Below are 25,665 nucleotides of genomic sequence, written 5' to 3'. Positions count from 1 at the left end.
CGCCTCAGAATGACCTAAACATGATTGCTCAATTTCTACTATCAATCCTGTCAGACGCGTTTCATGCGATGCGTCTGACCATTCCACACTATGTCCGTGCTCATGCGATCACAGTGGCCATATTGTGCGGTCTGGGCCCACAGACAGTGCAGGCTGCCGGACCTGATGAGGTTCATCGTCAAATGGATCACATTGAAACCGCCGGAGGCGACAGTGGATTTGGCTTCAGCAACGGTTCTGTGATTGTCGCACCGGTCCCATTTTCCAATCCAACAATCGGCTCGGGCCTGGCTCTTGGGGCCGGGTATTTGTTCAAAATTGATCCCGGCTCAAAAACCTCAGTCATCGGACTGGGCGCAATGCGATCAGACAACGGCAGCCAGGCAGCTGGATTGATGACCAACCTGGCCTTTGACAACAACCGTTGGCTGCTGAATCTTTTTGCCGGCAAAGCGGATGTCAGATATGATCTGTACACCTCCCTTGGCCCTATTCCAATTCACCAGGATGGCCAACTTGCCCGTTTCAACCTGGCTTATGGCGTCACCGAGGATCTTTCGTTTGGTGGTGTAATCCGGTACCTGAACACGTCTATTGCTGTCGATGGCACCAGTTTCCCTTCACTGCCTCCGCAGTATTCTCCGGATCTCAACCTGGAAATCATCACCGCGGGTTTCAGCGCCGATTGGGATCGCCGTGACAACAGTGACTACCCAACTGACGGTTCACGGCTGACAGCCGAGGCCACCCGCAGCTTCTTCGTCGATACCGGCAGAGCCAGCTACGACAAGGCCAATATAAAATATGACACCTATCGACCGCTTGCAGCGGACAGCACTCTGGCCTTTCGGGGGGTGTTTTGCGCCGCAACCGATGAAACTCCTTTCTTTGACCAATGCTCGATCGGCGCCACTGATAATATGCGGGGATTCAACTCCACTCAGTTCCTCGACCTGCGTTCGACATCGTTTCAGGCAGAGTACCGACGGCGATTTGGACCACGGTGGGGCGCTGTTGCCTTTGGCGGCATCGGCTGGACCGGCGCAAAACTTTCCGAATTTGGTGACGGTGGAAGCCACAGTGCCATCGGATTGGGTGCGAGGTATCGCGTGTCCAAGAAGTTCCCGATCGATTTTTCGGTTGATATTAGCCACAGTAATCTGGGTGACGACCAAATCTACATCTATGTCGGACAGCGGTTCTGATATCCTGCTCAGGGTGAAACCTCAGTCCATCCGATCCAAACACTCCCGCGGCTGCGCACAGCATTGGCTGGGCCAATACTCCTTGCAGACTTGGGCATGGCGCCGCGCAAAGCGCGGCGCCATGCCCAACGGGAGCGGGTATCTTAGATACCCAGCGACGGACGGGAGTGACTGTTTGCCACCGCGTTTCCCCACCCTGAGATTGGGAATAACCGATTGCGACGCCTCACCATGCCGCTTTTCTCTTCCCCCTGAGGCCAGCTTGGCCTAAAAGGCCCGCAATTACAGCCATCCGGGGACAAATGATCGATGCAGGAACCAGCCATCACATCCGAACTGATTGAAAGCCACGGACTGAGCCCAGACGAATACGAGCGCATCCTGGACATCATGGGCCGCGAGCCGACCTATACTGAGCTGGGGATCTTCTCAGCCATGTGGAACGAGCACTGTTCCTACAAGTCGTCCAAGAAATGGCTGCGCACCTTGCCCACCGAGGGCCCCCAAGTGATTTGCGGGCCCGGCGAAAACGCAGGCATCGTGGACATCGGCGATGGTCAGTGTGTGGTGTTCAAAATGGAAAGCCACAATCACCCCAGCTATATCGAGCCTTACCAGGGTGCGGCGACCGGCGTTGGCGGCATTCTGCGGGATGTATTCACCATGGGTGCGCGCCCAATTGCCTCGATGAACTCGCTGTCCTTTGGCGAACCGTCTCACCACAAGACCACCCAGCTGGTCAACGGCGTGGTCGCAGGTGTTGGCGGCTATGGCAACTGTTTTGGTGTGCCCTGCGTCGGCGGCGAAGTTCGCTTTCACCCGGCCTATAATGGCAACTGCCTGGTTAACGCCTTTGCGGCCGGCCTGGCTGATAGTGACAAGATTTTCTACTCGGCTGCTTCTGGCATTGGCATGCCCGTGGTCTACCTTGGCGCCAAAACCGGTCGCGACGGTGTTGGCGGCGCGACGATGGCTTCGGCTGAGTTTGATGACACCATCGAAGACAAGCGCCCCACCGTTCAGGTCGGTGACCCCTTCACCGAAAAACGCCTGATGGAGGCCACGCTGGAGCTGATGGCCACCGGTGCGGTGATCTCTATCCAGGATATGGGTGCTGCTGGTCTGACCTGCTCGGCAGTGGAAATGGGCGACAAGGGCAAGCTTGGCGTCAAGCTGAACTTGGAAGATGTGCCCCAGCGCGAAGAGAACATGACAGCATATGAGATGATGCTGTCCGAATCTCAAGAACGCATGCTGATGGTTCTCAACCCCGAACTTGAGGCCGAAGCCCGCGCGGTGTTTGTAAAATGGGACCTGGATTTTGCCATCGTTGGTGAAACAATCGCCGAAGACCGGTTCCTGATCTTGCACAACGGTGAGATCAAGGCCGATCTGCCACTGACCACCTTGGCGGGATCGGCACCGGAATATGACCGTCCCTGGGTTCCAACCCCTGCCGCTGAACCACTGACCGACGCCGACGTTCCCACCATTGACCCGATTGACGGGCTCAAAGGTCTGATCAGCTCGCCGAACTACGCGGGTAAACAGTGGGTTTATGAACAATATGACACCACTGTCATGGGCGACACTGCCCGTCGTCCAGGCGCAGGTTCAGGCCTGATCCGGGTGCACGGTACCGATAAAATGCTGGCCTTCACCTCGGACGTGACGCCGCGCTATGTCAAAGCCAACCCGGTTGAAGGCGGCAAACAGGCGGTGGCCGAGGCCTATCGCAATCTGACAGCCGTAGGTGCCAAACCCTTGGCAACCACCGACAACCTGAACTTTGGCAACCCCGAAAAGCCCGAAATCATGGGCCAGTTTGTTGGCGCCCTTCAAGGCATCGGCGCGGCGGTCGCGGCTCTGGACATGCCAATCGTGTCCGGCAACGTCTCGCTCTACAACGAGACCGACGGTGAGGGCATCCTGCCGACACCCACAATCGGTGCAGTTGGCTTGATTGCCGCCGGGGAAGAGCCGATCATTGGCGAAGCCCGCGACGGGCATGTTGCCCTTTTGGTTGGTGAAACCCTGGGCCACCTGGGCCAGTCCGCCCTGCTGGCTGAGGTCTTTAACCGTGAAGACGGAGATGCCCCGGCTGTAGATCTGGACGCTGAACAGCGCAACGGCAACTTCATCCGCGACAACCGGGACTATATCAAGGCCTGTACCGATCTGGCTGACGGCGGTCTCGCACTGGCGGCATTCGAGATGGCCGAAGAGGCCGGTGTCGGGGTGCAAATCGATGCAGGCGATACCCCCACTTTGTTTGGTGAAGATCAGGCGCGCTATCTGGTCGCCTGTAACTTTGACCAGGCCGAAGCGCTGATGTTGGCAGCCGGGCAGTCCGGTGTGACCCTCACCACCGTAGGCCATTTTTCCGGCGATACTGTGAAAATAGGCGGCAGCGAAGCACCTCTGGCCGATCTGGCCGCACTCTACCGCGGCAGTTTTGCTGCTGCAGTCGCCTAGCCCACCCACTGATCAGGCTCTCTACCTCAAAACCGTCCGTCCCACATTGGGGCGGGCGGACCAGAGCACTCAGAATTGGTCGAGATCCCCTGCCCGCTCGTCGACAGTGCGGCCTTTGCAACGCCCAATCGACAGGCGTCGGCGCGTCTCTCTCCAGACCCAATCAAACCGGTGCGCGCGCAGCGCGCTCAATAGGATCACCAGTCCCCCTTGCGGCCCCGCCCCGGCACATCTACATCTAGGGCAACAAGACAGGAGACGACCCCAATGGCCATGATAGCCTCAGATATCGAAGCGCTGATCCGCGAAAGCTTTCCCAATGCCGAGATCATCGTGATGGGGGATGACGGTGTGCATTTCTCAGCCCAGGTGATCGACGAAAGCTTTCGGGGCAAAAACCGTGTTCAGCAGCAGCGCGCTGTGATGGCTGCGCTCAAAGGCAAGATGGACGGTTCCAACGGCGAAATCCATGCTTTGGGCCTGACCACCAAAGCACCCGAATAGTTTAGTGGATCTAATCATATCCATATCGGTTTTCTGCGCAGTTGTTCTGCTCATCGCACTTCTCGCTCAAAGTCGTGCGCGAAATGACAACAAAAACAAGCACGGTGCCGAGCTCGGACAAGGTGATCAAGTTTTTGACACCTCTTACCATTCTGGCGGTCCAGGTGGCGGACATGGCGAAATAGTGCGCGTAACCCGCGACCCACAGGCCTTTGCCAAGGCCATGGCTCTTAAGACATGAACATGCCGTGGATCATCGCCGCAATTGTAGGGCTGCTGGTTGCGGCAATCGCAATTGAAGCTTATGTGAAGCGCAACAAAAGACGGACACTGTCACAGTCGCAACCCCAAATGCGCAATGGAAACCGCAAAAAGGTTGAGCTGGGACAAGAAGCAACGGATTTGGATCTGGTTGAACAGGCCATAAAACAAAACCAGCTGTTAGAAGACGTCGGCAGGCGTTTCAGCAGTCGTAACGCAAAATGAAGCGCGACAGCGCGGTAGACTAAGGAAACGCGACATGACCGACGCAAAGACCCGTATCGACGAAACCGTCAAAGCCAATGACGTGGTATTGTTTATGAAAGGCACCAAGGACATGCCGCAGTGTGGCTTCTCGTCCCGCGTGGCTGGTGTACTGAACTACATCGGCATCGAATACACTGACGTCAATGTGCTGGCCGACGAAGATATCCGCTCGGGCATCAAAGACTACTCCGACTGGCCCACCATTCCACAGCTCTACATCAAGGGCGAATTTGTCGGCGGTTGCGACATCATCACGGAAATGGCCCTCTCGGGTGAGCTGGACGGCGTGTTTGACGAAAACGCCATCACCTATGACAAAGCTGCCTTTGAGAAGATTCGCGAAGCCAACGCTTAAAACCGATTTGCCGGGACAGTTGCGCCCGGCACAATTGGCAAATCAGCTGCTTTAGCCCCAAGGCCCGCCATCCTGGTCCGGCCTTGGGGCTTTTTCGTGCCTGATATAACCCTAAGGTGCCCAAGAATTGACGGACTTAACCCTCGGTCACTTTTTCTTCGACCTGTGCGGCCATTGCCTCGGCCCGGGCGGCCAGTTCAGCCAGCGTATCGGTCACTTGTGGTGGCACGACAGGGACCTCGATACGTTCGGGTTCAGGGGCTGGAGCGGCACGCAATTCGGCCAGTTCCGCGTCCCGCGCTGCCAAATCGGCCTCGACGATCTTGATCCGATCCTCGACCGCTGCAGTTTTATCTGCCAGCAACAGGCCTGCCATCAGTAACATCCGGGCCTCGGGCATCCGACCGATCTGATCCGATAGCACCTGTGCCTCATCGTCCAGCATTTTGGCAGCGGACTGCAAATAGCTCTGCTCGCCATCCTGACAGGAGACTTCAAAAGCACGACCGCCGATATGAATGGTCAGTTCGGGCATCAGACTTCCTCCCCTTCTGGTAGATTTTGCGCTTGCGCCAGTAAGGGTTCAAGCTTGGCCAGAACCACATTCACCTGCGCCTGATCGCTGGCCTGAGCTGCGCGCAGACCTTCAATTTCCGCTTCCAGCGCAGAATTGATCAAACCTGCATCGCCAACCCCAGCGGCATTGGCCTCGCGCAGGGCTGTATTGGCGCTGCGCAGGCTTTCGTTGGCATGACGCAATTGCTGCAGATCCGTGTCCAGCTGAACGAGCATACCATTTTGACGCTCAAGTTCTTCACTGTTGTCCGACGCAGGTGCCAGCTCGGGTTGGCCAGATGCAGCCTGTGCCTCGTCCAATGCGCCCTGAGCGGCTTCCAGCTGCGCCTTCAAGCTATCGACTTCGGCAGTCAGCTCAGCGGTCGGGGTTTCATCACCACCGCCATCCGCAGCCGTGGCAATCTGGTCCTGCAAGGCAGTAACCTCCGCCCTTACTTCGGCGACCTCAGCCTCAAGCGACGCCTTGCCCTCGGCCTGCATTGCTGCCGTGTTACCCGCCGCTTCCAATTCAGACGTCAGACGGGCAACCTCCTCTTTCAAAGCATCTTTTTCAACAGTATTGCCAACTTCATTGCGCAGCAACTCTACCTCGGCCTGCAGGGCCTCGAGGTCACCTGAAGTATCCACTGGCGCCGGGACATCGGCCAATTGCGCTTTCAGAGTTTTCAGGCGCTCTTCAAGTTGGGCATTGGCAAGCCGTTCGTCTTCCAGTGCCTGTGTCAAATCGTTTTGTGCAGCTTCGTCCTTGGCCGCCTCCAGTGCGCCCAATCCGGTCCCGATTCTGTCCATCGCGGCCGTTATACGGCTTTGCAGTTCCTCGATTTGACTCATGCCCGTTCCTCACCAATCCGCACCATCTGCCTAATCCCTTCCCCACCATGCGAATCGCGCCCAGGTTCCGGTTTCTGCCAGCTTACTCAAACAATGAGTAAATTACCCCATGTTTGCTTTCAACCACTTGCAGGTCAAACTTGACCTCAGACGGCGATCTGACGCCCAGCAATACTTGATCTTTGCCAAATCGCTGCTATTCAGCCCCCTATCTGCGTGAAAACCCAAAGGAATGACCCAGTGGACCTGACTGCCCTGCGTACTGCGAACCCCGAACATTGGGCCAAGGCCGCCGCGATCCGCGCCTTGACCCTCGATGCCGTTGCTGCGGCCAATTCGGGCCACTCTGGCATGCCGATGGGCATGGCCGACGTCGCGACCGTCTTGTTTGAAAAGCATCTAAAGTTTGATGCATCTGCCCCACAATGGCCTGACCGCGACCGGTTTATCCTGTCGGCGGGCCACGGCTCGATGCTGATTTACTCGCTGCTGCACCTCTGTGGCGATGCTCAGGTCACCCTGGACCAGATCAAGAATTTCCGCCAAATGGGCGCTCTGACCGCAGGTCACCCTGAGAACTTCCTGCTGGACGCGGTTGAGACCACAACCGGCCCACTGGGTCAGGGTCTGGCCAATGCTGTTGGTTTTGCCATGGCAGAAGAAATCCAGCGCGCTCAGTATGGCCGCAAGATTGTTGACCACCACACCTATGTGATGGCCGGTGACGGTTGCCTGATGGAAGGTATCAGCCAAGAGGCCATCGGCCTGGCCGGACGTCATAACCTGGGTAAGCTGATCCTGTTTTGGGACAACAACAACATCACCATCGACGGCTCGGTCGAACTGTCGGACCGCACCAACCAGGTTCAACGCTTCAAGGCGTCTGGCTGGCAGGTCATCGAAATCGACGGCCACGACCCACAGGCCATCGACGAGGCGATCACCGCCGCTAAAAAATCGAAGAAACCTTCGATGATTGCTTGCAAAACCCATATCGCTTTGGGCCACGCTGCGCAGGACACCTCCAAGGGTCACGGCGCACTGACGGACGCCGACCAGATGAAAGCCGCCAAAGAAGCCTATGGCTGGACAACGGGTCCGTTCGAAGTGCCCGCCGACATCAAGTCCCAGTGGGAAGCTATCGGCAGCCGTGGCGCTGCAGATCGCGCCGAGTGGGAAACTCGCTTTGCTGAAGTTTCCGAGCAAAAACAAAACCGGTTCAACCGCGCCTATGCCATGGACGCGCCGAAAAAGCTGTCAGCCGCGGTCAAAGCCCTGAAAAAGCAGATCAGCGAAGACAAGCCCAAGGTTGCGACCCGTAAGGCATCTGAGATGGCGCTGGCGGTGATCAACCCGATCATGCCGGAAACCGTGGGTGGCTCGGCTGACCTGACCGGCTCCAACCTGACCAAAACAGGCGACATGGGTGTGTTTGACACCGACAACCGCAAGGGTCGTTTTGTTTATTGGGGTATTCGTGAACACGGCATGGCCGCTGCGATGAACGGTATGGCACTGCACGGCGGCATCCGCCCCTACTCGGGCACCTTCTTCTGCTTCACCGATTATGCGCGCCCCTCCATGCGTCTGGCGGCCCTGTCAAAAATCCCATCGGTGTTCGTGATGACCCACGACTCAATTGGTGTTGGCGAAGATGGACCAACACACCAGCCGGTGGAACATTTGGCAATCTGCCGCGCGACGCCGAACACCTATGTGTTCCGTCCCGCTGATGCGGTTGAAACTGCCGAGGCTTGGGAAATTGCCCTGTCTGCCAAGGAAACCCCATCGGTGCTGTCGCTGACCCGTCAGGGCCTGCCGACCGTCCGGACCGAGCACAAGCTGAGCAACCTGACCGCCAAAGGCGCCTATGTTCTGGCTGACGCCGAGGCCAAGCGTCAGGTGATCCTGATCGCCACTGGGTCCGAAGTCGCCATCGCGATGGAGGCCAAGGCCAAGCTGGAAGCGATGGGTATCGGTACCCGCGTTGTCTCTATGCCTTGTATGGAGCTGTTTGCATCGCAGGATGAAACCTACCGTCGCAAGGTTCTGCCTGCAGGTCCGGTCCGTGTTGGCATCGAAGCCGCCGTTCGCGCCGGCGGCTGGGATCGTTGGCTGATGGGCGAGCGTGGCCAAGACAAGAAAGCCGCATTTGTTGGTATGGACAGCTTTGGTGCTTCGGCGCCTGCTGGTGAGCTGTACGAGAAGTTCGGCATTACCGCTGACGCGACTGTGGCAAAGGTCAAAGATCTGCTGGGCTGAAACAGTACAGACAGTTGAAACAAAATTGGGCGCCTTCGGGCGCCCCTTTATTTTTTAGCAGATGCAGGTCCCAAATTCATCTCATTTCAACTGAACAAGCGGAGACATGGGAACACGTGCTCCGATCAGCCTGCCCTTATGGTCAGATAGCCACATACAGCAAATATGAAGACTGATTTCATGTGCTCTTTGTGGGTATGCTCATTTTTTAGACTCCTTCGGAACGGCACCCTCACCATTGTGCCTTAAACAGAAGGTGACGTTTCGAATTTTACCCTAAGAACATCATGAGCCTTTTGAGCAAAGTCCAAACGCAGTTCATATGGCTGATCGCCTAGGACTAGACTGGTGCCATCCCTGCCAACCAACTCCAGCACAGTCAATAGTAATGGCCCGGTCAAGGGAATGTAACTTTCAGAAATCCCACTTAACCTATTATATAGACGCCCTCCGAACCAGATCGCCCGTTTCTGAGCCTCAAGCGCGGCATGGATTCGCATGCTTAGAAAAATATATAGTTCATCAACGTTAAATGGAGTGCTTTCAGCGGCAAAACCCGGCGAATTGGAAGGGTCACTAAGTCGTCCAATTATCATTGTGGTTTGCCATTTGCCCCTCCCCAACGGGCGCCGAACTAATGGCAATTCAGAAATGTTCATGTCCAGTAAGTCCTGTGAGTTTCTAATATTCAATGTTTTCCGAGCTATAATCTACCGGAAACAAGGCTAACCATCGGCCCAATCACCTTGGTCGCGACCGGAATCAAAACAAACCCCAATGCCAGTCCAAACACTCCGTCCATCGTTGCCTTGGCAAACCACTCGGTGATACCCAGCCAGGCCTCGGGCACCATATGGCCCACCGCAGCGGCGTAGTCGTGGATATGGTGACCCAGCCAGCCATAGCCCATCTGCTCCATCCCGTGGATGACGATCGACCCACCAACCCACAACATGGCTGCAGTCCCGACAATCATCAGCAGCTTCAGGAACCCCGGCATCATCCGCACCAATCCTCGGCCCAGATTACGGGTCACAGAGAAATAGCTGTTCCGCGCCATGTACAAACCAACGTCGTCCGCTTTGACAATCAATGCAACCGAGCCATAGACGGCCACGGTAATGCCAACCGCCACCAAAGCCAGCGTTGCGGCCTCCATCCAGATGTTGCTATCGGGAATTTCAGCCAGAGCGATGGTCATGATCTCGGCGGACAGGATGAAATCCGTCTTGATGGCCCCTGCGGCTTTTTTCTCTTCCAGATGTGCCGGATCACCCGGTTCGTCCTCTTTGAATACATGGGTATCGTCATGCGGCGCCAGCAGGTGATAGATCTTCTCGGCGCCCTCAAAACACAGATACGATCCGCCCAGCATCAGTAGCGGAGAAATCAACCAGGGCGCAAAATTGACCAGCAGCAATCCGATGGGCAGCAGGAACAGCAGTTTGTTTTTCAGCGACCCCTTGGTGATCTTCCAGATCACCGGCAGTTCCCGGCTGGCGGCAAACCCATGCAGGTACTTGGGGGTCACGGCGGCATCGTCGATCAAGGCACCAGCCGCCTTTGACCCGGCCTTCAAGGCCTGTGCCGCGACATCATCAACCGAAGCCGCAGCCACCTTGGCAATTGCTGCCACATCATCCATCAGTGCCAGCAATCCGCTCATCCCGTAACCCTTTTAGCTTATCCTTGCGCTGGCTAACCTAACCGATAACTCGGGTGGCACAAGCGTTAGCGCAATCTCTATTTGTGTTATCGCCACCAGCCATTTTTCGTTACCGTTAACATGAATATTTTGCGCTAACAGTATGGTTTTATATCCATATTCTCTCTTTCGAAGTGATTGGTACCGCATTATATCCAGCATAAGGATTGCTCGCTTGGAGAGATACAGATGACCATCAAAGTCGGGATCAATGGATTTGGCCGTATTGGCCGTTGCACCCTGTCACACATCGCGGCCTCTGGGCGTGATGACATCGAAGTGGTCAAGGTAAATGCCACAGGCCCGCTGGAATCTGCAGCCCACTTGCTAAAATACGATTCTGTGCATGGCCGGTTTCCCGGCGAAGTCACCATCGGAAACGGCACCATGAACCTGGGTCGTGGCGACATGCAGATGTACTCTACCTATGACATGAATGCACTGGACTGGGACGGCTGCGATATCGTTCTGGAATGCACCGGTAAATTCAACGACGGCAACAAGGCCAAAATACACCTGGAACGTGGTGCTAAAAAGGTTCTGTTGTCCGCCCCCGGAAAAAACATCGACAGAACAATTGTCTATGGTGTCAACGATCATGAGCTTCGCGCCACTGACACCATGATTTCGAACGGGTCCTGCACCACCAATTGTCTGGCACCACTGGCCAAAGCACTCGACGATGGTATCGGCATTGAACATGGCCAAATGACCACCATTCACGCCTATACCGGCGACCAGCCAACCCTGGACCGCCGCCACGACGACCTCTACCGCGCCCGTGCAGCTGCGATGTCGATCATCCCAACATCAACCGGTGCGGCCAAAGCCCTGGGTGAGGTACTGCCTAATCTGAAAGGTCGCCTTGACGGGTCTGCCATGCGCGTCCCAACGCCCAATGTATCCGCCGTCGATCTGACGTTCATCGCCTCGCGCGATGTGACTGTTGATCAAGTAAATGCGGTCATGCGGGAAGCCTCTGAAGGGTCGATGGCGCGTGTCGTTGGCTATGAACCTGCCCCGCTGGTATCTACCGACTTCAACCAGTCACCGGAAAGCTCAATCTTTGCGCCAGAACAGACCCGCGTTGTGGGCAATCGTCTGGTTCGGGTTCTGGCCTGGTATGACAACGAATGGGGCTTCTCTGTTCGCATGGCTGATGTGGCCTGCGCCATGGGACGCCTTTCTGCCTTATCCAAGGCTGCTTAAGCTTGAGATCACTCGCCTGGTCAGGCATATCTGGCCGGGTGAGTTTCTGGGCGGGGCGATATGACACCTAAAATTTCAATCGTGCTTGGTTTAATAATCAGCGCCGCGCTTGTCATCGACATCGCCCTTTTTGGAACCACCCATGTGGTCTTTCTGGGCAAACGCTTTTACGAACTGATCAATTGGGTCGCGTTCTGGCGCTAGATTTGGACAGGCGCAGATTGTCACGACATCCCATGCCGTCACGTGTCCTTTCCTGCCTATTTCAGGCGGCGCAAACGTGAAAAAAGGCCTTTGGATCAACAATTCCACCCACTCATTTGTAAAAGTTAATGGAATTGGCAGATCCAACCCTATATATGTGAAAACGGACCTTAAGCCAGCTAGTGAGCTTTATGCGCATACTACTTGCAGATGACCACGACATGGTACGTGAAACCATATCCGCCTACTTGCATTCTGTTGGCGGCGCCGAGGTCATCACGACCATCAACTTTCCGGATGCGCTTGATCAAATTGACAAATCCGGCCCCTTTGATCTTGTTCTGCTCGACTATAACATGCCGGGGATGTTTGGCTTGGAAGGGTTGGAACGCGCATTGAAGAGCAACGGTGGTAAAGGTGTCGCCATTCTATCTGGAAGTGCGCCCACCCAGACCGCTCAGGAAGCACTGGACGCAGGCGCCATTGGGTATCTGCCAAAGACCATGGGGGCAAAATCATTGCTGGAGGCGGTCAGATACATGGGCACCGGTAAAGTATATGTGCCAGCCGAACTCCTCAAACAGTAATCGTCCAATGCCCATACCCTATTGACTGGTATGGGTTAGCCGAAATTTCTGCAAAACGATCCATTCCAGAAATGTTCCACTACAAAACAGCCGGCAGTTTGGCATATCCCCGAAACCTCATGCGCCCTCCGGGAATGCGGCCGGGCTGGATTTGAAAATCCGGATACCGCTTTAAAAACTGTCCAATTGCGATCCAGCCTTCCATTCGCGCCAGCGTCAAACCTACACAGATATGGGGACCTCCGGCAAACGCGAGGTGACGGTTCGGGGACCGTGAGATATCAAAGATCTCGGGAGACTCGAAAACATCTGGATCGCGATTGGCAGCGCCAATGACCAGATGCAAATTGGTCCCATTCGCGATGACTTCTCCACCGATCTCAACCTCTGCTGTCGTTTCCCGGTTGCCCAGTTGGTTGGGGGACCGAAACCGCAGCATCTCTTCGATGGCTGGTTTGATCAGGTCAGGATTATCCAGCAGTCGGGCTTTTTGCTCCGGATGATCGTGTAACAGGGCCAACCCGCTGCCAATCAGGTTGGTTGTGGTCTCATGGCCGGCGTTCAGGATGAAAATACAGTTCTGGATCAACTCTATTTCACTCAACGTTCCGTCGGCGCCTTCGCCTTCAATCAACCGTGTTAAGACATCAGTCTCCAGATCTCCCGGTTGGGCCCGCCGCCGCGCTATAAGATCTGTCAAATAGTCTTTGAACTCGGCGACAGCCGTTTGACCCGCTGCCAATTGGTCCGCACTCAGCGAGGGTTCTAACGCGCCAAGGATGGCCAAGGACCAATCTCGCAAGGGCTGACGTTCCTCCATTGGGACGTCCAGCAGATTGCCAATGATTTGAATTGGGATAGACGAGGCAAAATCTTCGATCAAATCGACCTGATTGCTATGCGCCATGTCATCAAGCAAGTGATCAACCGTTGCCGCCAACCCCGGCTCCATGCGTGCAATAGCCCGCGGTGCCAGTGCAGAGGTCATGATCCGGCGGACCCGCGTGTGCAATGGCGGATCAGAAAACACCAGTGACGTGGTGTGGTGTTCAAACAGCGGCGAGCCAACACCAAACTTGGGTCCAAAAGCCGCTTTTTTATCGGACGAAAATAACGTGGTATCGCGGTAGATCCGGTTCAGGTCACTGTGTCGGCACAGCATCACCGAGCCATCCGGCTGCCGCAGAACCGGGGCTGTCGCCAGAAGGGCGTCGTAAAAGGAAAATGGGTCTTCAACAAACCCCTGTGGTGGGTTGGCCAAGTCAAAATTCTCTATGTTCAAAGTTGCTTGCTGCGAAATATGCGCTGGCATCACTTTCCCCTTCGGTTTTCTAAGCCCAAGGTGATGCCGCCCGACAGCACTGTCAATTGCCCGCCCCATTTACAATGAACCTCTTTTGCAGGGATGACATCCAGTAAAGCCCCCGATAGAAACGAACCATGAACACACCAATATCATCGATCCGCAATCTTGGTCCTGCTTACGAAGAGGCCTGTGCCCGTGCTGGCATCCCGTCAGCTGAACATCTGCGTGCACTGGGCGCAGATGAGACCTATGCCCTGCTTTTGAAAAACGGCACCAAACCCCATTTCATTGGATATTACGTGTTGGTGATGGGCCTGCAGGGTCGACCGTGGAATGATTGCAAAGGCGAAGAAAAAAAGGCCCTGCGCATCCGGTTTGACGCCATCAAAGAGCGGGCGTTTGACAAAGGCCTGTCCGAGTTGGAAACACTGTTGAACCAAATCGGGGTCGTTGAGAAACGCCGCTAATCGTTGTGGCACATTAAGCGGCACGTGAAAAAGGCCGCCTGCGCGAAACAGACGGCCCAATCATTTTTTGCGTAACCCGTTACGGATTAGCCAACCAGTTCAAGACCGGAGAAGAAGTAAGCGATTTCTTCAGCGGCTGTTTCTGGTGCGTCGGAGCCGTGAACCGAGTTTTCGCCAACGGATTCAGCGAACTCAGCACGAATTGTGCCGGCGTCTGCGTCTGCAGGGTTGGTAGCGCCCATGACTTCACGGTTTTTGGCAATGGCGCCTTCGCCTTCCAGAACCTGACAAACGATCGGTGCCGACGCCATGAATTCACACAGCTCACCGTAGAACGGACGCTCGGCGTGAACTTTGTAGAATTCACCAGCCTGAGCCATAGTCAGGTGAATACGCTTTTGCGCAACAATGCGCAGGCCAGCGTCTTCGAATTTGGCGTTGATTTTGCCAGTCAGGTTACGGCGTGTTGCATCGGGCTTGATGATCGAAAAAGTGCGTTCCAGAGCCATCGGGCTTCTCCTGTTATTGGGGCTGGGCAAAACGCCCTTCCACCAGTGATCTGATTTGGCGCTCGGGTAACACGGCAAGCGCGGTTTGGAAAGGGTTCAGTCTAGGTTCAACGGCCGGAAATGCACGGGTAAACACGTGGCCAAACACGTCGGCAAACGCGTCGGCAAAACCAGTGACAAACAGAACGTCACGAACCCAATAACAGAGGCTGGCGTAGTCGGTCACTGTCTGCTACGTCCCGCGTCATGTTACGCATCAAAGATATCACCTATGCCGTCGAAGGCCGTCCGCTTTTCGAAGGCGCCAGCGCCACCATTCCAAACGGGCACAAGGTTGGCCTGGTTGGCCGCAATGGTACCGGGAAAACCACTCTGTTCCGTCTGATCTACGGCGAACTGGTGTTGGAATCGGGCGACATTTCGCTGCCCAACAAGGCCCGTATCGGCGGCATCTCACAAGAGGCCCCCTCGTCAAACGTCTCATTGATCAATACGGTTCTGGCTGCTGATACTGAACGCGCCGAGCTGATGGCCGAGGCCGAAACCGCCACAGATCCACACCGGATCGCCGAGGTCCAAACACGACTGGCCGACATCGATGCCTGGTCCGCCGAAGCCCGCGCCGCCTCAATTCTGAAAGGTCTCGGCTTTGACGTCGAAGCCCAGCAACGTCCGTGTTCCGACTTTTCGGGTGGTTGGCGGATGCGTGTGGCCCTGGCTGCTGTGCTGTTCTCTCAGCCCGACCTGCTGCTGCTGGATGAGCCGACCAACTACCTCGACCTGGAAGGCGCGTTGTGGCTGGAAGCCTATTTGGTGAAATACCCACATACCGTGATCATCATCAGCCACGACCGCGAATTGCTGAACCGTTCGGTTGGTGGCATTCTGCACGTCGAAGAGCGCGGGTTGACCTATTACTCTGGTAACTATGATCAATTTGCGCGCCAGCGTGCTGCCAACCGGGCCGTGCAGGCCGCAGCTGCCAAGAAGCAGGATCTGCGTCGCGCTCATCTGCAGGGCTTCGTTGATCGCTTCAAAGCCAAGGCCAGTAAGGCCAAACAGGCGCAAAGCCGGGTCAAGATGCTGGAGAAAATGGAGACCATCCGCGCGCCCGAAGATGCCGCGCGCACGGTGTTCACCTTCCCCGAGCCCGAAGAAATGTCGCCGCCTATTATCGCCACCGAAGGCGCATCAGTTGGCTATGGCGACACAGTAATTCTGAGCAAGATGGACCTGCGCATCGATCAGGACGACCGGATCGCCCTGCTGGGTAAAAACGGTCAGGGTAAATCCACGCTGGCCAAAATGCTGTCGGCGCGCCTGGACGTGATGTCGGGTAAGATGACCCAGTCCAACAAGCTGCGCATTGGCTTTTTTGCTCAGCACCAGGTCGATGAGCTGTTCATCGACGAGACCCCATTGATGCACCTGCAACGGGAACGTCCCGGCGAAGGTCAATCCAAACTGCGCGCCCGTCTGGCCGGGTTTGGTCTGGGGGCAGATCAGGCAGACACCGAAGTGGGCCGCCTGTCCGGTGGGCAAAAGGCCCGGTTGTCGCTGTTGCTGGCGACCATCGATGCACCTCATATGCTGATTCTCGATGAGCCGACCAACCACCTGGACATCGAATCCCGCGAGGCCCTGGTCGAGGCGCTGACGGCCTATAGCGGCGCGGTGATCCTGGTCAGCCACGATATGCACTTACTTAGCCTGGTGGCTGATCGACTGTGGCTGGTGTCAAATGGCACAGTGAACCCCTATGAGGGCGATCTGGCCTCATACCGCGATCTGTTGCTGGCGCGTGACAAACCTGCGCCCAAACCAGCGGCGCAGAAGCCAAAACCCAAACGCCCGACCCGCGATGCCATCCTGGCGTTGCGCTCGGAGGCGCGAAAAAGCGAGCAGCGGGTGGAAAAGCTGACCCAGATGAAGGAAAAGCTGGACACCAAACTGGGTGATCCAGAGATGTACGAACCCGAGAACAAAGATCAGGCCAAAGTCTGGCAAGGCAAGCACGCCGAGGTCATGGTCGCATTGGGCCGTGCCGAAGTCATGTGGATGAAGGCCTTGGAAAAATTGGAAAAAGCAGAATCGCTGTGATTGATACCGCCTTTCTGATCACTTCTTTTGTGACGCTGTTTGTCATTGTTGATCCGATTGGCCTGACTCCGGTATTTATGGCGCTGACCCAAGGGATGAGCCCGGCCACCCGCCGGTCGGTTGGATTGCGGGCTTGTTTTACAGCCGCCGTCCTGCTGGCGCTTTTCGCGGCCTTCGGCGAGGCGGTGCTTGGGTTTATCGGCATTTCCATGGCCGCTTTCCGGGTGGCCGGTGGCGCCCTGCTGTTCCTGACTGCCCTGGATATGCTGTTTGAACGGCGTAGCAAACGGCGTCAGGATCAGGGCGATGATGACGACAGCCAGGATCCTTCTATCTTTCCGATGGCCATTCCGCTGATTGCCGGCCCTGGCTCTATCGCGACGGTGATCCTGTTGGCCGGGCAAACCACCGGCATCGAGGGTTTTGCCATGGTGATCACGGTAATGCTGGCAGTTATGGTCATTGTGGCGACGATGTTCCTTGCCTCTGGCTTGTTCGAAAGACTGCTGGGCAAGACCGGGATCAATGTGATCACCCGCCTTTTGGGGATGCTATTGGCCGCCCTGTCCGTCCAGTTTATTCTTGACGGGCTTAAGGACTTTGGCTTTGCGGGCTAGCAAGTTTCGCAGCAGTACCTAAATGAGACTGTAGGGGGGTATTTGATGGTAGACGTTGACTATGGTCGGGTAATTTACCTTGTGCTGCTGCTGTTGGTTGTCGGATCCTGGGTCTTTGTGCAAAACCGCCAGAGTCTGGGTAATACCGTGCAGCAACTTGCGATTTGGGCCTTCATCTTTTTAGGTGTGATTGCTGGGTATGGGCTATGGGGTGATATCCGCAGCACCGTCCTGCCGCAACAATCGGTGATTGGCGACGCTGGCCAGATTGAGGTTCCTCGCTCTAACGACGGTCATTATTACCTGACTTTGGATGTCAACTCGGTGCCTGTCAGCTTTCTGGTCGATACCGGTGCTACGGATGTTGTGCTGAATGCAGCTGACGCGCGTCGGGCCGGGATTGACCCAGACACCCTCGCCTATCTGGGCCGCGCCAACACAGCCAACGGTGAAGTGCGCACAGCCTCGGTCTGGCTTGACACGATATCACTGGGACCAATCACTGACACCAATGTCCGGGTCTGGGTTAACCAAGGCGAATTGGACCAATCGCTGCTTGGCATGAGTTACCTGCAACGTTGGTCCAGCATCGAAATTCGCAGCGGATCACTGGTGTTAACCCGCTAAGACACCCTATCCGGAATGATCCTCAGACTAAGTTGGCAACCCGGCTTTGACTGATAGAGCGAATGACGTCGACGATCGGCTCGATTGAAAACACGTCCAGCCCCTCTTTGCCGATAGGCAGCAACGAGGTGATTTGATCGGTGTATTCCCGAAGACTTTCGCCCAAATCGGATGTTGGCAGTCCACGTTTGTTGATCGCCCAAACCGAGACCAGAATTTCAATCGACAGAACCAGACGTGCTGCCTCAAGTATACGCTCAAAGTCAGCGACCGAATGAAACGCCAACCCAGCTGTGTCCTCTACTCCGTCAGCCAGTTGGCCGACAGACAAAAGCAACGAGGGCGCAGCCCAGATCTTGGCTGAAGTGATAAGCGACGCCGCCAAATGGCCAAGGTTCAGGAACTGTACGCCGCCCAGAGGGCTATTTGCGTCCGCAAACCCCGTGGGCAACCCGGAGAACTCGGTCCATTGTTGCTTGTGCAACCGCTCGCCAGAGATATCCAGCGTTTTGGCAAAGGCCTGCCGCAGCCCGTCTATGGCCAGGGTCATGCGGGTAGAATCCATATTACCATGCGATCGGACACATTGTTCTGCAGCATCCACAATCGGGTTATCGGTGACAGAGTTCAGCTCTTGATCCCAGACCTCGACCGCACGGTCCAGCAGTTCGCTCAGCGCCCCTTGGATCTGCGAGGCACAGCGAAAACTCAGCGGGTCCTGAATGCGCCGAGCTTGTCCATCGTCCCAAAGCTTACTGTTGTGCAGCAGCCCACGTATATCTGCACTGACCTTCGCCTGCCCGCCACGACGATGCGCGAGGTTCACCTTTTCCGAGACCGAATCCAGATTGCCGCGGAAGGCTTCCAGCGAGAAGGCCAGCGACAGGTTTGCCAGATCCAGCACATCACGTGCCTCCATCAACACTTCGGCTCCGGTGGCCAGAGTGATCGCATTGGTGTTGATCAGGGACAGGGTTTCTTTGGGTCCGGGGATGCCAAACTTTTGCGCTTGCGGCATGTTTTGCAACCAGTTCGCTATCTGTGACATTGGTATCAGATCTGCCGCGCCCACCGTCCCGTAAGATGACACCTCGGGCATTGCGGCCTCGTTGATCTGATCTGTGATCAATTGGACGAGAGGTTCTGAAACGCCTGACAGCCCAAGCGAAAATTCATTGACCAGAATGATCAAAGCGGCGCGGACACGGCTTTTGGGCAGCACAGCGCCGCCAATATGGGTTGAATGCGCGCGGGCCAGACGGCGATTATAGTCCTGCACATTTTCAGCAGCGACCGCAAAATCCTTTTGCGATCCAACGCCGGTGGTGATGCCATATCCGGGGGCGCCGCTGGCCGCGACACTTTCCACCACCTTACGACCATGGATAATCCGATCCCTGCCCTCTTCGGTGATTGCCACTTTTGACTTCTGATGTGCAGCCGTCACTAGCTGCGCACAGGTCAGAGACACGCCATCCAAAACAATTGGATCGCCGGAAGAAACGTCGGAATTATCAAACATAGTTGGCCTTCAAGTCAGGTGTGTCACGCACAGAGGTTTTCAGAATTAAACAACTTCCCAAGGAAAACTGTCCAACCGTTCATATCCTGTGTCCGTGATCAGAACCTGTGTCTCAAGCTTGACACTTTCGGACCCCTGTTCAGCAACCAGACTTTCGATACACAGCACCATGCCCGGCTCGATCTCGCCGCCGGTTGCCGTGTCGCCAAAATCTACATGCAAGGGAATAACCGGCCACTCATCCGCCATCCCAACCCCATGCGCCGCCAGGGAATAGCGATAGTCGACATGCTTGGACGGGATGCGCCAGCTTTTCTCGTTATATTCGGCAAAACTCATCCCCGGACTTAGGATCGCCAGGTTGTGATCGATTTGCTCTAGCGCAGTCGAGTAGATGCGTTTTTGTGTATCGTTCATTGGCGTATAGCCACAGGTCCAGCTGCGCGACAGGTCGGCACAATAGCCGTAAGGGCCTATCATATCAGTGTCGAACGAGATCATTTCGCCTTTCTGACAGACGCGATCCGAGCATTCGGTGTACCAGGGGTTGGTGTTTGGACCACAGGCCAGCAGTTTGGTTTCCAACCAATCCCCGCCAGAGCGCGCGTTTTCAAAGTGAAGATGCGCCCAAAGTTCGCGCTCGGTAACGCCCGGAACCGAATGCTCATAGATCCGCGCCATGCCGGCTTCGCAGACCCGGATTGTCCAGCGCATCAATTCGATTTCTGCGGCCGATTTGATGGACCGGGCCCGCTCGGTAAGTTCAGCGCCCTCAACATAAGTAAACCCACGGCTCTCGAGGGCGTGAAGTCCTGGGCCATCCAGTTTATCTGCAGCAAAACGTTTGTTGCCGCCGCCATACTGACGTAACACATCCGCAATTTCGTCGGCCCAGACTTCAACACCAGCAGCCGCCTTGTCGCCTTTGCTCATGAACATCCAGGACACGGCAGTGCGAAGTTCATCGATGCCCGGCAAGCCGTCGTTCAAATGCTCGCACCCCTTGAACTCCCACAGGATCGCCGGACCGTCTGCCAAGATCATGGCATAGCGAACCGGGTTATGGCTGGTCCAGACCTGCATGTTCGAGCTGTCGAATGCATAACGGATGTTGATAGGATCATACAGGATGATCCCCGCAACATCATTCTGCACTAGAATCTCTTTGAAACGCCCCAAACGATAGCTCCGCGCACTGTCCACAACAGTCGCACTGACCGGGCTGATCAGCGGCTTATCAGCCCCATTGCTGTTGAGATAGGTCAGTTTGCGATCATCTTTAAAGGCGTTCTGAGTTTGAGTCATTTTGACGTCCTATGACAAGACTTTGCCGCAAGCCAAAGTCGCAGCCATGTCCCGGTTTGAAATGGGAACTCCTTCCGGGCCAGGCCAGGAAGGAGCTATTTGTTTTAGGTCACAGAGCGGCCGTAGAAACCCTGCTGTTCCTCGGTCGAAAAGGCCACATCAGGCTGTTCATAGTAGGAAAAAATTGCAGTCACCCGCTCGGTTGGGCCCTCGACGGGAATCACACGGTGGGCCGTGTTAACGCCTCGGAAAACATTCAGCGCACCCGCTTCGGGCATCATCTGCTTGGTTTCCGGATCTTCTCCGGCCAGCACCGCCGCAACCCCGTCATAGTTCGGATTATCCGCCGATCGCAGATCTTTACGATACTCAAGCTGCCCACCAGTTTCCGCAGCTTGAAGCAGAATTGTCGTGGTAAACTCTGCCCGGTCAAAGTGCCAGTTCAACCCCTCACCGTCGCGGGTCGCCTGCACGTTCACGCGCGCCATCTTATCGGCCATCTGATACAGTTTTTCTTTGCCCTTGGTTGCAGCCAGAAAGGCCGCAAACGGTGCCCATTCATACACATCGATCACCGGGTTGCCGACCAACTGATCCGCACAAAGTGTGTGGTTCACAGTTTCGACTTTTTGCATCGCCGGGTGCGCATCTGTTAGGCCATCCACGCTGTCCTTGAAGTAAACATTGTGGCGCCGGGCATGGCGAAAAGACTCGGTGTCCATGGCCGGTTTGACTGCATCCGCTGCCGCTTGGGCCACGCCGGGTTTAAAGAACCCTGGCAGATTGAACATGCCCTCACTGGCAAGGTCCGCCTGACACTTTTCAACCAAAGCGGCGTATTCAGCGCTGTCCGGGCGGTCCAGGGGATATTTTTCAAGATCGATAAACTGGTTCATATCACGTCCTCCGTTGTCCTCATTGAGCGCATGTTATGGACAATCACAACCAGATTTATTATTAGGTATCATAAGAAAAAATAGGGTGACGATGCATAATCTACCTTCCTTGAACGGGTTGCGGGCCTTTGAGGTTGCGGCCAGATGCGGCAGCTTTGTACTGGCTGGCAATGAACTGGGTGTCAGCTCTGCGGCTGTTAGCTTGCAGGTCAAAAGTCTCGAAGACCATTTGGGCAAAATGCTATTTCTGCGCAAAGGCAACCGGATATCCCTGACCGACGCCGGCGAAGAGATGTACCCCAAACTGGCTCGGGCATTTGGTGAGCTGTCAGATGCGGCCCAAATCGTTCGCAGCAACAAACGCACCCGGCAAGTTGTCGTCAGCGTGCTACCAGCATTGTCAGATCGCTGGTTTCTTCCAAAAGCATTGAGTTTCAGAGAGCAGACCGGGGTGGCGCTGGATATTCGTGTTCAGGAAGACCCCATTGATTTTGAGCGGGAGGCGATTGATGTTCGCCTGACGTTTGGGTCTGCGTTTTACCCGGGGTACCGCCAAATCCCACTATTCTCTGATTTTGCGCTTCCGGTCTGTTCACCATCATTTTGGGAACAATACTCAGACCCCGACGGGATGATGACGAATATTCCCGACACCAAGCTTATCCACCATAAATGGGGACCAGCCTACGCCAGCGAGCCGGTCTGGGCGGATTGGCGGCGAGAGGCAGGCACCGCTAGCGTCGCCCTCACCAACCCGGGGTTGATCCTTAGTGACATGTCACTTGCGATTTCGGCAGCCAAGCAAAACGCAGGTGTCGCCCTGACCCCTTCCATGTTGGTAAAGGCAGATCTCATCTCCGGCTCATTGATTTCTCCGACTAAGGTGAACCTGCCAATGAAAAAAGACTATGTTTGCGTCGTCCCAAATGCACGCGCGGAAACATCAACGGTTCGTTTGCTCTTGGAATACTTGGGTCTGGATAAAGGTAGCCCGCGCTCGTAATTATTGACGGTTTCAGGCGCCCAAACCGATGCTCGAAAGATGTCAGAGTATTGGGGCGTGACTGACTAGAGACGATGTCGCCCGACGATGTAAATTAGGAGCACCAACATGCCACCTATTGATTTATCCGAAAACAGTGCCGCAGATCCGGCCGCCCAGTTGGCACCGCGCCTGCGGGCCTACCTTTGCCAAGTTGCCGGGCAAGCGGTGCCCATCACCTATCAAGCGCTTGCCAAGGCTTTGGGCCTTGCGCCACCAAATACGATCCATCGGCTCACTCTCGCATTGGAATATCTGATAAAAGAAGATGCCGCCGCCAACCAGCCATTGATCGCAGCTTTGGTGGTCAGCAAAACACGGAACGGATTACCAGCACCCGGATTTTTCGATTGCGCACAGCGCGTTGGGCGGTTCAGTGGTGACCACTCGGGGCCTGAACAACTCGCATTTCACACAGCTGAGTTCGATGCGGCCGTTACATTCTGGCGCGTGACACCCGAGAGTCCAGCGGCAAGTGCCTGAGTGGAAACCTCGACCTGAACAGCAAGGCTGCAATCTGGCCGCGGCCCCATTGGTGTTAAACAATGGGACCGGGGTCGCCTTTAGCTGTGGCTGAGTACCAGCATTTTTTAGTATCTCAATCCTCCTGTGCACCTCAACTTATTCCGGGAAATCGAACCGCCCATTAGGATACATTCACCCATGTTTTCATCCCTGCAGCTTGATGGCCCAGCATGTGACAATGCAGCAGCCACTTTCCAGGATTGTCAAAAACGCACAAAATATCACGCGTCTCTCCGGCCTCGATCAAAGTGGTATCTCTGAACGCGCCCGGCTCTCCGTCTGCATTCAGTTCAAAAAAGTGATGGCCATGCAGGTGTATCCCATGTGGAAACCTGGTGTCGTTCACCAAAGATATACGTGCCGTCTGTCCCCGTTCAAAATCATGGAACGGCTTGTCGGTTAGTCCTGACTGACCGTTGAAGCCCCAGATATCGCTGAAAGACGTGCTGCGAGGGCTCATTGCGCCACCTTCCATTGTCAATGTCAACAACAGCGCGGCATCCAGATCTGGCTGCGCGATTTCATTTGCCGGCAGCGGCGTAATCGGTGATGCGATGCGCTGGTCGTTGGCCCCTGAAACGGTAATCTCTCCCATAACATAGGGACTGTCAGGCGTTGGGAACAGGAACTGCACAATTTCGGGTGCCGTGACATCGGCAATGATATCAACACGCTGAGCCGGGGTCAAAACCAGATCAGCGATATCCTGAGGCGTGGTGAGCGGCATACCGTCAAGGGCTACCACCTTTCCCTGAATACCCGTCAGTTCGACAGGAAAAATGCGGTCTGTTGCGACATTGAGCAGTCTAAAACGCACGCGGTCGCCGGTCCGAAGCTGAGCCTCAGGTGTTATGATCGCCCGGGCAAAGTTTCCCAATCGACCCGCATGGGACTGATCATGCCGACTGTCAAAATCCGCCGCCAAGACGCCGGTCTCTGACATCCTCCAGTCGTCAATCAAAACGGTCATGTCATGATCCACATCCGGTGGATTGCGTTCTTCCACAATCAGCGGCCCATACATCCCCTTGGCGACCTGCTCCCAGGATCGGTTGTGGGCGTGATACCAGAATGTGCCTGCATCCGGTGCGCGCAGGCGATAAGCAAACTCACCGCCGCTGGGAACAATGTCTTGGGTCAACCCCGGAACACCGTCCATTGCATTTTCCGACCGCAAACCATGCCAATGCACCGCCGAACCCTGATTGATCTGGTTCAGAAACCTGACATCAACAAAGCCTCCCTGGGCCAGGCGAAGCTCGGGGCCAGGCGTGTTACCGTTGTATCCCCACATGGCAGATGCCGGACTGTCGTCTGGTAGAATTTGTGCCGTGACGGGTTGCGCAACTAAATCCTGTGAGCTGCTGGCCCAACCCAGTCGTGGTGCCAGCAGTGCCGCAGTTCCAGCAGCCAGGAAGTCTCGTCTATTCATATTGCTACTCACATCGGTAATGCCAAAACGCTGGTCAGAGTGGCGGTTACGCCCAATACAGCAGTGATGACAAAAGTTTCAATTTCAACTGAGCGAACCAGGTGCTTTGCCGCGGCATGGTCCCCGCCTTGCATTGCCGGGATGAAACGGAACTTGTTGGCGGCGGCCAAGCCCAGCAGCAAAGCGACCAAAGCCACTTTACCCACGAGGGTTACTCCGTAAGTTGTGGAAAAAATGAGCGAAATGCTTCCTAATATCAGCCAGGCCATCAGACCTCCTGCCAGGACCAGGACCAAAACAACACCCGAGGCCATGACACCAAAACGGTGCCCCAAATCCGCCGCCGCTGCCAATTTCTCTGGATCGCGGGCCAGCCACCGCAGAGGTGCAAGAATCCCGATCCAAAACGAGATCCCAATTAAATGCAGCAGCAACAACAGGCGAATGCCGGTTTGGTCCAACTCTGGAATATGACCGATCTGGGCAAACGACCAAAGCGCAATCAGACTACCTGTTAAAGTCACCCAAACCCCGACTTTGGGAATAAAAAGGCCAACAAACAGCAAGGCGATGCCGATCAGTCGATAGAACAACACATCCCCCACCGAGGTGGTCCAAAGGAGGCCAAGCATTTCAGGATCCGCCATTCCGGACACATCACCCGTTAGTGCGGCCCCACGCAGAAGAAAGCTAAAGGTGGTCGCTGCAAAAGCAACGCCGGTCAAAACCAGCGCAAACGACCGCAATCGCCGTTCAAGAGACGTGACATGGGCGACAAAGACAATCCGCACTAAGACAAGCCCTGTCGCCCCGGACAGGCTTGTATACAGTAATACCTTAGCCGCGATTGCAGCAACTTCCCAGATATCCAGCATA

Annotated in this window: 27 protein-coding genes; 15 read left to right on the top strand and 12 right to left on the bottom strand. The window is 55.6% G+C overall.

The window, feature by feature from the left end; all coding sequences use genetic code 11:
* The first annotated feature begins 20 nt into the window (after nt 1-20).
* Together EBB79_RS09635 and purL are read left to right on the top strand one after the other, a co-directional pair.
* Nucleotides 21-1,205 (top strand): BamA/TamA family outer membrane protein, encoded by a 1,185-nt coding sequence (locus EBB79_RS09635; protein ID WP_238705046.1) that lies wholly within the window; start codon nt 21-23, stop codon nt 1,203-1,205.
* A gap of 309 nt (nt 1,206-1,514) precedes the next feature.
* A complete protein-coding gene (purL, locus tag EBB79_RS09630) occupies nt 1,515-3,680 on the top strand; it encodes a phosphoribosylformylglycinamidine synthase subunit PurL (RefSeq protein WP_127748688.1) in 2,166 nt (721 codons plus the stop codon).
* Nucleotides 3,681-3,749: 69 nt separating this feature from the next.
* Here purL and EBB79_RS25230 read toward each other — a convergent pair whose 3' ends face one another.
* A complete protein-coding gene (locus EBB79_RS25230; protein WP_274594841.1) occupies nt 3,750-3,881 on the bottom strand; it encodes a hypothetical protein in 132 nt (43 codons plus the stop codon).
* Between the two features lie 66 nt (nt 3,882-3,947).
* Between EBB79_RS25230 and EBB79_RS09625 the strand changes: the two genes are divergently transcribed.
* The 3 genes from EBB79_RS09625 to grxD all read left to right on the top strand — a co-directional run bounded on the left by EBB79_RS09625 (nt 3,948) and on the right by grxD (nt 5,067).
* Nucleotides 3,948-4,184 carry a BolA/IbaG family iron-sulfur metabolism protein gene (locus tag EBB79_RS09625; protein ID WP_127748687.1) on the top strand — a complete coding sequence of 79 codons (237 nt, stop codon included), beginning with the start codon at nt 3,948-3,950 and terminating at the stop codon, nt 4,182-4,184.
* A 243-nt stretch (nt 4,185-4,427) separates the two neighbouring features.
* Entirely contained in the window at nt 4,428-4,670 is a 243-nt protein-coding gene (locus tag EBB79_RS09620) for a hypothetical protein (RefSeq protein WP_127748686.1), read from the top strand.
* Nucleotides 4,671-4,704: 34 nt separating this feature from the next.
* A complete protein-coding gene (gene grxD / locus EBB79_RS09615; RefSeq protein ID WP_127748685.1) occupies nt 4,705-5,067 on the top strand; it encodes a Grx4 family monothiol glutaredoxin in 363 nt (120 codons plus the stop codon).
* 136 nt (nt 5,068-5,203) lie between these two features.
* On the opposite strand, the gene EBB79_RS09610 is transcribed toward grxD, so the two are convergent.
* Together EBB79_RS09610 and EBB79_RS09605 are read right to left on the bottom strand one after the other, a co-directional pair.
* Nucleotides 5,204-5,602, bottom strand: coding sequence for a cell division protein ZapA (locus EBB79_RS09610; RefSeq protein ID WP_127748684.1), 399 nt, complete (start codon nt 5,600-5,602; stop codon nt 5,204-5,206).
* Nucleotides 5,602-6,474, bottom strand: coding sequence for a coiled-coil domain-containing protein (locus EBB79_RS09605; RefSeq protein ID WP_127748683.1), 873 nt, complete (start codon nt 6,472-6,474; stop codon nt 5,602-5,604). The genes EBB79_RS09610 and EBB79_RS09605 overlap by 1 nt, the downstream gene beginning before the upstream one ends.
* Nucleotides 6,475-6,714: 240 nt before the next feature.
* On the opposite strand from EBB79_RS09605, the gene tkt reads away from it, so the two are divergent.
* A complete protein-coding gene (gene tkt, locus EBB79_RS09600; protein WP_127748682.1) occupies nt 6,715-8,736 on the top strand; it encodes a transketolase in 2,022 nt (673 codons plus the stop codon).
* Nucleotides 8,737-9,439: 703 nt separating this feature from the next.
* On the opposite strand, the gene EBB79_RS09595 is transcribed toward tkt, so the two are convergent.
* Nucleotides 9,440-10,402, bottom strand: coding sequence for a DUF808 domain-containing protein (locus EBB79_RS09595; RefSeq protein WP_127748681.1), 963 nt, complete (start codon nt 10,400-10,402; stop codon nt 9,440-9,442).
* Nucleotides 10,403-10,630: 228 nt separating this feature from the next.
* Here EBB79_RS09595 and gap point away from each other — a divergent pair, with 228 nt between their 5' ends.
* The 3 genes from gap to EBB79_RS09585 all read left to right on the top strand — a co-directional run bounded on the left by gap (nt 10,631) and on the right by EBB79_RS09585 (nt 12,441).
* On the top strand, nt 10,631-11,650 hold the full coding sequence (gene gap, locus EBB79_RS09590) for a type I glyceraldehyde-3-phosphate dehydrogenase (protein WP_127748680.1): 1,020 nt from the start codon (nt 10,631-10,633) through the stop codon (nt 11,648-11,650).
* A 60-nt stretch (nt 11,651-11,710) separates the two neighbouring features.
* Entirely contained in the window at nt 11,711-11,854 is a 144-nt protein-coding gene (locus tag EBB79_RS24405; RefSeq protein WP_164860779.1) for a hypothetical protein, read from the top strand.
* A 191-nt stretch (nt 11,855-12,045) separates the two neighbouring features.
* Nucleotides 12,046-12,441 (top strand): response regulator, encoded by a 396-nt coding sequence (locus EBB79_RS09585; RefSeq protein WP_127748679.1) that lies wholly within the window; start codon nt 12,046-12,048, stop codon nt 12,439-12,441.
* A gap of 79 nt (nt 12,442-12,520) precedes the next feature.
* On the opposite strand, the gene EBB79_RS09580 is transcribed toward EBB79_RS09585, so the two are convergent.
* Nucleotides 12,521-13,753: a cytochrome P450 gene (locus EBB79_RS09580; RefSeq protein ID WP_127748678.1), complete on the bottom strand. Its 1,233-nt coding sequence runs from the start codon at nt 13,751-13,753 to the stop codon at nt 12,521-12,523.
* A gap of 128 nt (nt 13,754-13,881) precedes the next feature.
* Between EBB79_RS09580 and EBB79_RS09575 the strand changes: the two genes are divergently transcribed.
* On the top strand, nt 13,882-14,214 hold the full coding sequence (locus EBB79_RS09575; RefSeq protein WP_127748677.1) for a TfoX/Sxy family DNA transformation protein: 333 nt from the start codon (nt 13,882-13,884) through the stop codon (nt 14,212-14,214).
* Between the two features lie 86 nt (nt 14,215-14,300).
* Here EBB79_RS09575 and ndk read toward each other — a convergent pair whose 3' ends face one another.
* Together ndk and EBB79_RS09565 are read right to left on the bottom strand one after the other, a co-directional pair.
* Nucleotides 14,301-14,723: a nucleoside-diphosphate kinase gene (gene ndk / locus EBB79_RS09570; RefSeq protein WP_127748676.1), complete on the bottom strand. Its 423-nt coding sequence runs from the start codon at nt 14,721-14,723 to the stop codon at nt 14,301-14,303.
* Between the two features lie 13 nt (nt 14,724-14,736).
* Nucleotides 14,737-14,949 (bottom strand): hypothetical protein, encoded by a 213-nt coding sequence (locus tag EBB79_RS09565; protein WP_127748675.1) that lies wholly within the window; start codon nt 14,947-14,949, stop codon nt 14,737-14,739.
* Between the two features lie 20 nt (nt 14,950-14,969).
* On the opposite strand from EBB79_RS09565, the gene EBB79_RS09560 reads away from it, so the two are divergent.
* Genes EBB79_RS09560 through EBB79_RS09550 form a run of 3 tightly spaced genes read left to right on the top strand, consistent with a single transcriptional unit; the run spans nt 14,970 to nt 18,067 of the window.
* On the top strand, nt 14,970-16,823 hold the full coding sequence (locus tag EBB79_RS09560; RefSeq protein WP_127748674.1) for an ABC-F family ATP-binding cassette domain-containing protein: 1,854 nt from the start codon (nt 14,970-14,972) through the stop codon (nt 16,821-16,823).
* The gene (locus tag EBB79_RS09555; protein WP_127748673.1) at nt 16,820-17,440 is read left to right on the top strand and encodes a MarC family protein; all 621 of its coding nucleotides are present in this window, start codon (nt 16,820-16,822) and stop codon (nt 17,438-17,440) included. The genes EBB79_RS09560 and EBB79_RS09555 overlap by 4 nt, the downstream gene beginning before the upstream one ends.
* Nucleotides 17,441-17,485: 45 nt before the next feature.
* On the top strand, nt 17,486-18,067 hold the full coding sequence (locus EBB79_RS09550) for a retropepsin-like aspartic protease family protein (RefSeq protein WP_127748672.1): 582 nt from the start codon (nt 17,486-17,488) through the stop codon (nt 18,065-18,067).
* A gap of 22 nt (nt 18,068-18,089) precedes the next feature.
* On the opposite strand, the gene EBB79_RS09545 is transcribed toward EBB79_RS09550, so the two are convergent.
* The 3 genes from EBB79_RS09545 to EBB79_RS09535 form a co-directional block, all read right to left on the bottom strand.
* Complete coding sequence (locus EBB79_RS09545) at nt 18,090-19,589, bottom strand: aromatic amino acid ammonia-lyase (protein ID WP_127748671.1); 1,500 nt, start codon at nt 19,587-19,589, stop codon at nt 18,090-18,092.
* 45 nt (nt 19,590-19,634) lie between these two features.
* Nucleotides 19,635-20,894, bottom strand: a complete 1,260-nt coding sequence (locus EBB79_RS09540) for a M24 family metallopeptidase (RefSeq protein ID WP_127748670.1) — start codon at nt 20,892-20,894, stop codon at nt 19,635-19,637.
* 104 nt (nt 20,895-20,998) lie between these two features.
* On the bottom strand, nt 20,999-21,790 hold the full coding sequence (locus EBB79_RS09535) for a HalD/BesD family halogenase (RefSeq protein ID WP_127748669.1): 792 nt from the start codon (nt 21,788-21,790) through the stop codon (nt 20,999-21,001).
* 91 nt (nt 21,791-21,881) lie between these two features.
* On the opposite strand from EBB79_RS09535, the gene EBB79_RS09530 reads away from it, so the two are divergent.
* Both EBB79_RS09530 and EBB79_RS09525 read left to right on the top strand, forming a co-directional pair.
* Nucleotides 21,882-22,793 (top strand): LysR family transcriptional regulator, encoded by a 912-nt coding sequence (locus EBB79_RS09530; protein ID WP_127748668.1) that lies wholly within the window; start codon nt 21,882-21,884, stop codon nt 22,791-22,793.
* Between the two features lie 108 nt (nt 22,794-22,901).
* Nucleotides 22,902-23,315, top strand: a complete 414-nt coding sequence (locus EBB79_RS09525; RefSeq protein ID WP_127748667.1) for a hypothetical protein — start codon at nt 22,902-22,904, stop codon at nt 23,313-23,315.
* Nucleotides 23,316-23,478: 163 nt separating this feature from the next.
* On the opposite strand, the gene EBB79_RS09520 is transcribed toward EBB79_RS09525, so the two are convergent.
* Together EBB79_RS09520 and EBB79_RS09515 are read right to left on the bottom strand one after the other, a co-directional pair.
* The gene (locus EBB79_RS09520) at nt 23,479-24,789 is read right to left on the bottom strand and encodes a multicopper oxidase family protein (RefSeq protein ID WP_127748666.1); all 1,311 of its coding nucleotides are present in this window, start codon (nt 24,787-24,789) and stop codon (nt 23,479-23,481) included.
* Between the two features lie 8 nt (nt 24,790-24,797).
* Complete coding sequence (locus EBB79_RS09515; RefSeq protein WP_127748665.1) at nt 24,798-25,664, bottom strand: copper resistance D family protein; 867 nt, start codon at nt 25,662-25,664, stop codon at nt 24,798-24,800.
* Between the last annotated feature and the right edge of the window lies 1 nt (nt 25,665).

Origin of the sequence: Parasedimentitalea marina, assembly GCF_004006175.1 — a bacterium.
In the GTDB taxonomy this organism is placed as follows: domain Bacteria; phylum Pseudomonadota; class Alphaproteobacteria; order Rhodobacterales; family Rhodobacteraceae; genus Parasedimentitalea; species Parasedimentitalea marina.
Note: the sequence above shows the minus strand (reverse complement) of the source record. Positions and strands in the feature narration are given on the sequence as shown.

Excerpts from the sequence above, each read along its gene's own strand:
- EBB79_RS09635 (WP_238705046.1), top strand. The coding sequence starts at position 21 with ATGATTGCTCAATTTCTACTATCAATCCTGTCAGACGCGTTTCATGCG.
- purL (WP_127748688.1), top strand. The coding sequence starts at position 1,515 with ATGCAGGAACCAGCCATCACATCCGAACTGATTGAAAGCCACGGACTG.
- EBB79_RS09625 (WP_127748687.1), top strand. The coding sequence starts at position 3,948 with ATGGCCATGATAGCCTCAGATATCGAAGCGCTGATCCGCGAAAGCTTT.
- EBB79_RS09620 (WP_127748686.1), top strand. The coding sequence starts at position 4,428 with ATGCCGTGGATCATCGCCGCAATTGTAGGGCTGCTGGTTGCGGCAATC.
- grxD (WP_127748685.1), top strand. The coding sequence starts at position 4,705 with ATGACCGACGCAAAGACCCGTATCGACGAAACCGTCAAAGCCAATGAC.
- EBB79_RS09610 (WP_127748684.1), bottom strand. The coding sequence starts at position 5,602 with ATGCCCGAACTGACCATTCATATCGGCGGTCGTGCTTTTGAAGTCTCC.
- EBB79_RS09605 (WP_127748683.1), bottom strand. The coding sequence starts at position 6,474 with ATGAGTCAAATCGAGGAACTGCAAAGCCGTATAACGGCCGCGATGGAC.
- EBB79_RS09595 (WP_127748681.1), bottom strand. The coding sequence starts at position 10,402 with ATGAGCGGATTGCTGGCACTGATGGATGATGTGGCAGCAATTGCCAAG.
- gap (WP_127748680.1), top strand. The coding sequence starts at position 10,631 with ATGACCATCAAAGTCGGGATCAATGGATTTGGCCGTATTGGCCGTTGC.
- EBB79_RS24405 (WP_164860779.1), top strand. The coding sequence starts at position 11,711 with ATGACACCTAAAATTTCAATCGTGCTTGGTTTAATAATCAGCGCCGCG.
- EBB79_RS09585 (WP_127748679.1), top strand. The coding sequence starts at position 12,046 with ATGCGCATACTACTTGCAGATGACCACGACATGGTACGTGAAACCATA.
- EBB79_RS09580 (WP_127748678.1), bottom strand. The coding sequence starts at position 13,753 with ATGCCAGCGCATATTTCGCAGCAAGCAACTTTGAACATAGAGAATTTT.
- EBB79_RS09575 (WP_127748677.1), top strand. The coding sequence starts at position 13,882 with ATGAACACACCAATATCATCGATCCGCAATCTTGGTCCTGCTTACGAA.
- ndk (WP_127748676.1), bottom strand. The coding sequence starts at position 14,723 with ATGGCTCTGGAACGCACTTTTTCGATCATCAAGCCCGATGCAACACGC.
- EBB79_RS09560 (WP_127748674.1), top strand. The coding sequence starts at position 14,970 with ATGTTACGCATCAAAGATATCACCTATGCCGTCGAAGGCCGTCCGCTT.
- EBB79_RS09550 (WP_127748672.1), top strand. The coding sequence starts at position 17,486 with ATGGTAGACGTTGACTATGGTCGGGTAATTTACCTTGTGCTGCTGCTG.
- EBB79_RS09545 (WP_127748671.1), bottom strand. The coding sequence starts at position 19,589 with ATGTTTGATAATTCCGACGTTTCTTCCGGCGATCCAATTGTTTTGGAT.
- EBB79_RS09540 (WP_127748670.1), bottom strand. The coding sequence starts at position 20,894 with ATGACTCAAACTCAGAACGCCTTTAAAGATGATCGCAAACTGACCTAT.
- EBB79_RS09535 (WP_127748669.1), bottom strand. The coding sequence starts at position 21,790 with ATGAACCAGTTTATCGATCTTGAAAAATATCCCCTGGACCGCCCGGAC.
- EBB79_RS09530 (WP_127748668.1), top strand. The coding sequence starts at position 21,882 with ATGCATAATCTACCTTCCTTGAACGGGTTGCGGGCCTTTGAGGTTGCG.
- EBB79_RS09525 (WP_127748667.1), top strand. The coding sequence starts at position 22,902 with ATGCCACCTATTGATTTATCCGAAAACAGTGCCGCAGATCCGGCCGCC.
- EBB79_RS09520 (WP_127748666.1), bottom strand. The coding sequence starts at position 24,789 with ATGAATAGACGAGACTTCCTGGCTGCTGGAACTGCGGCACTGCTGGCA.
- EBB79_RS09515 (WP_127748665.1), bottom strand. The coding sequence starts at position 25,664 with ATGCTGGATATCTGGGAAGTTGCTGCAATCGCGGCTAAGGTATTACTG.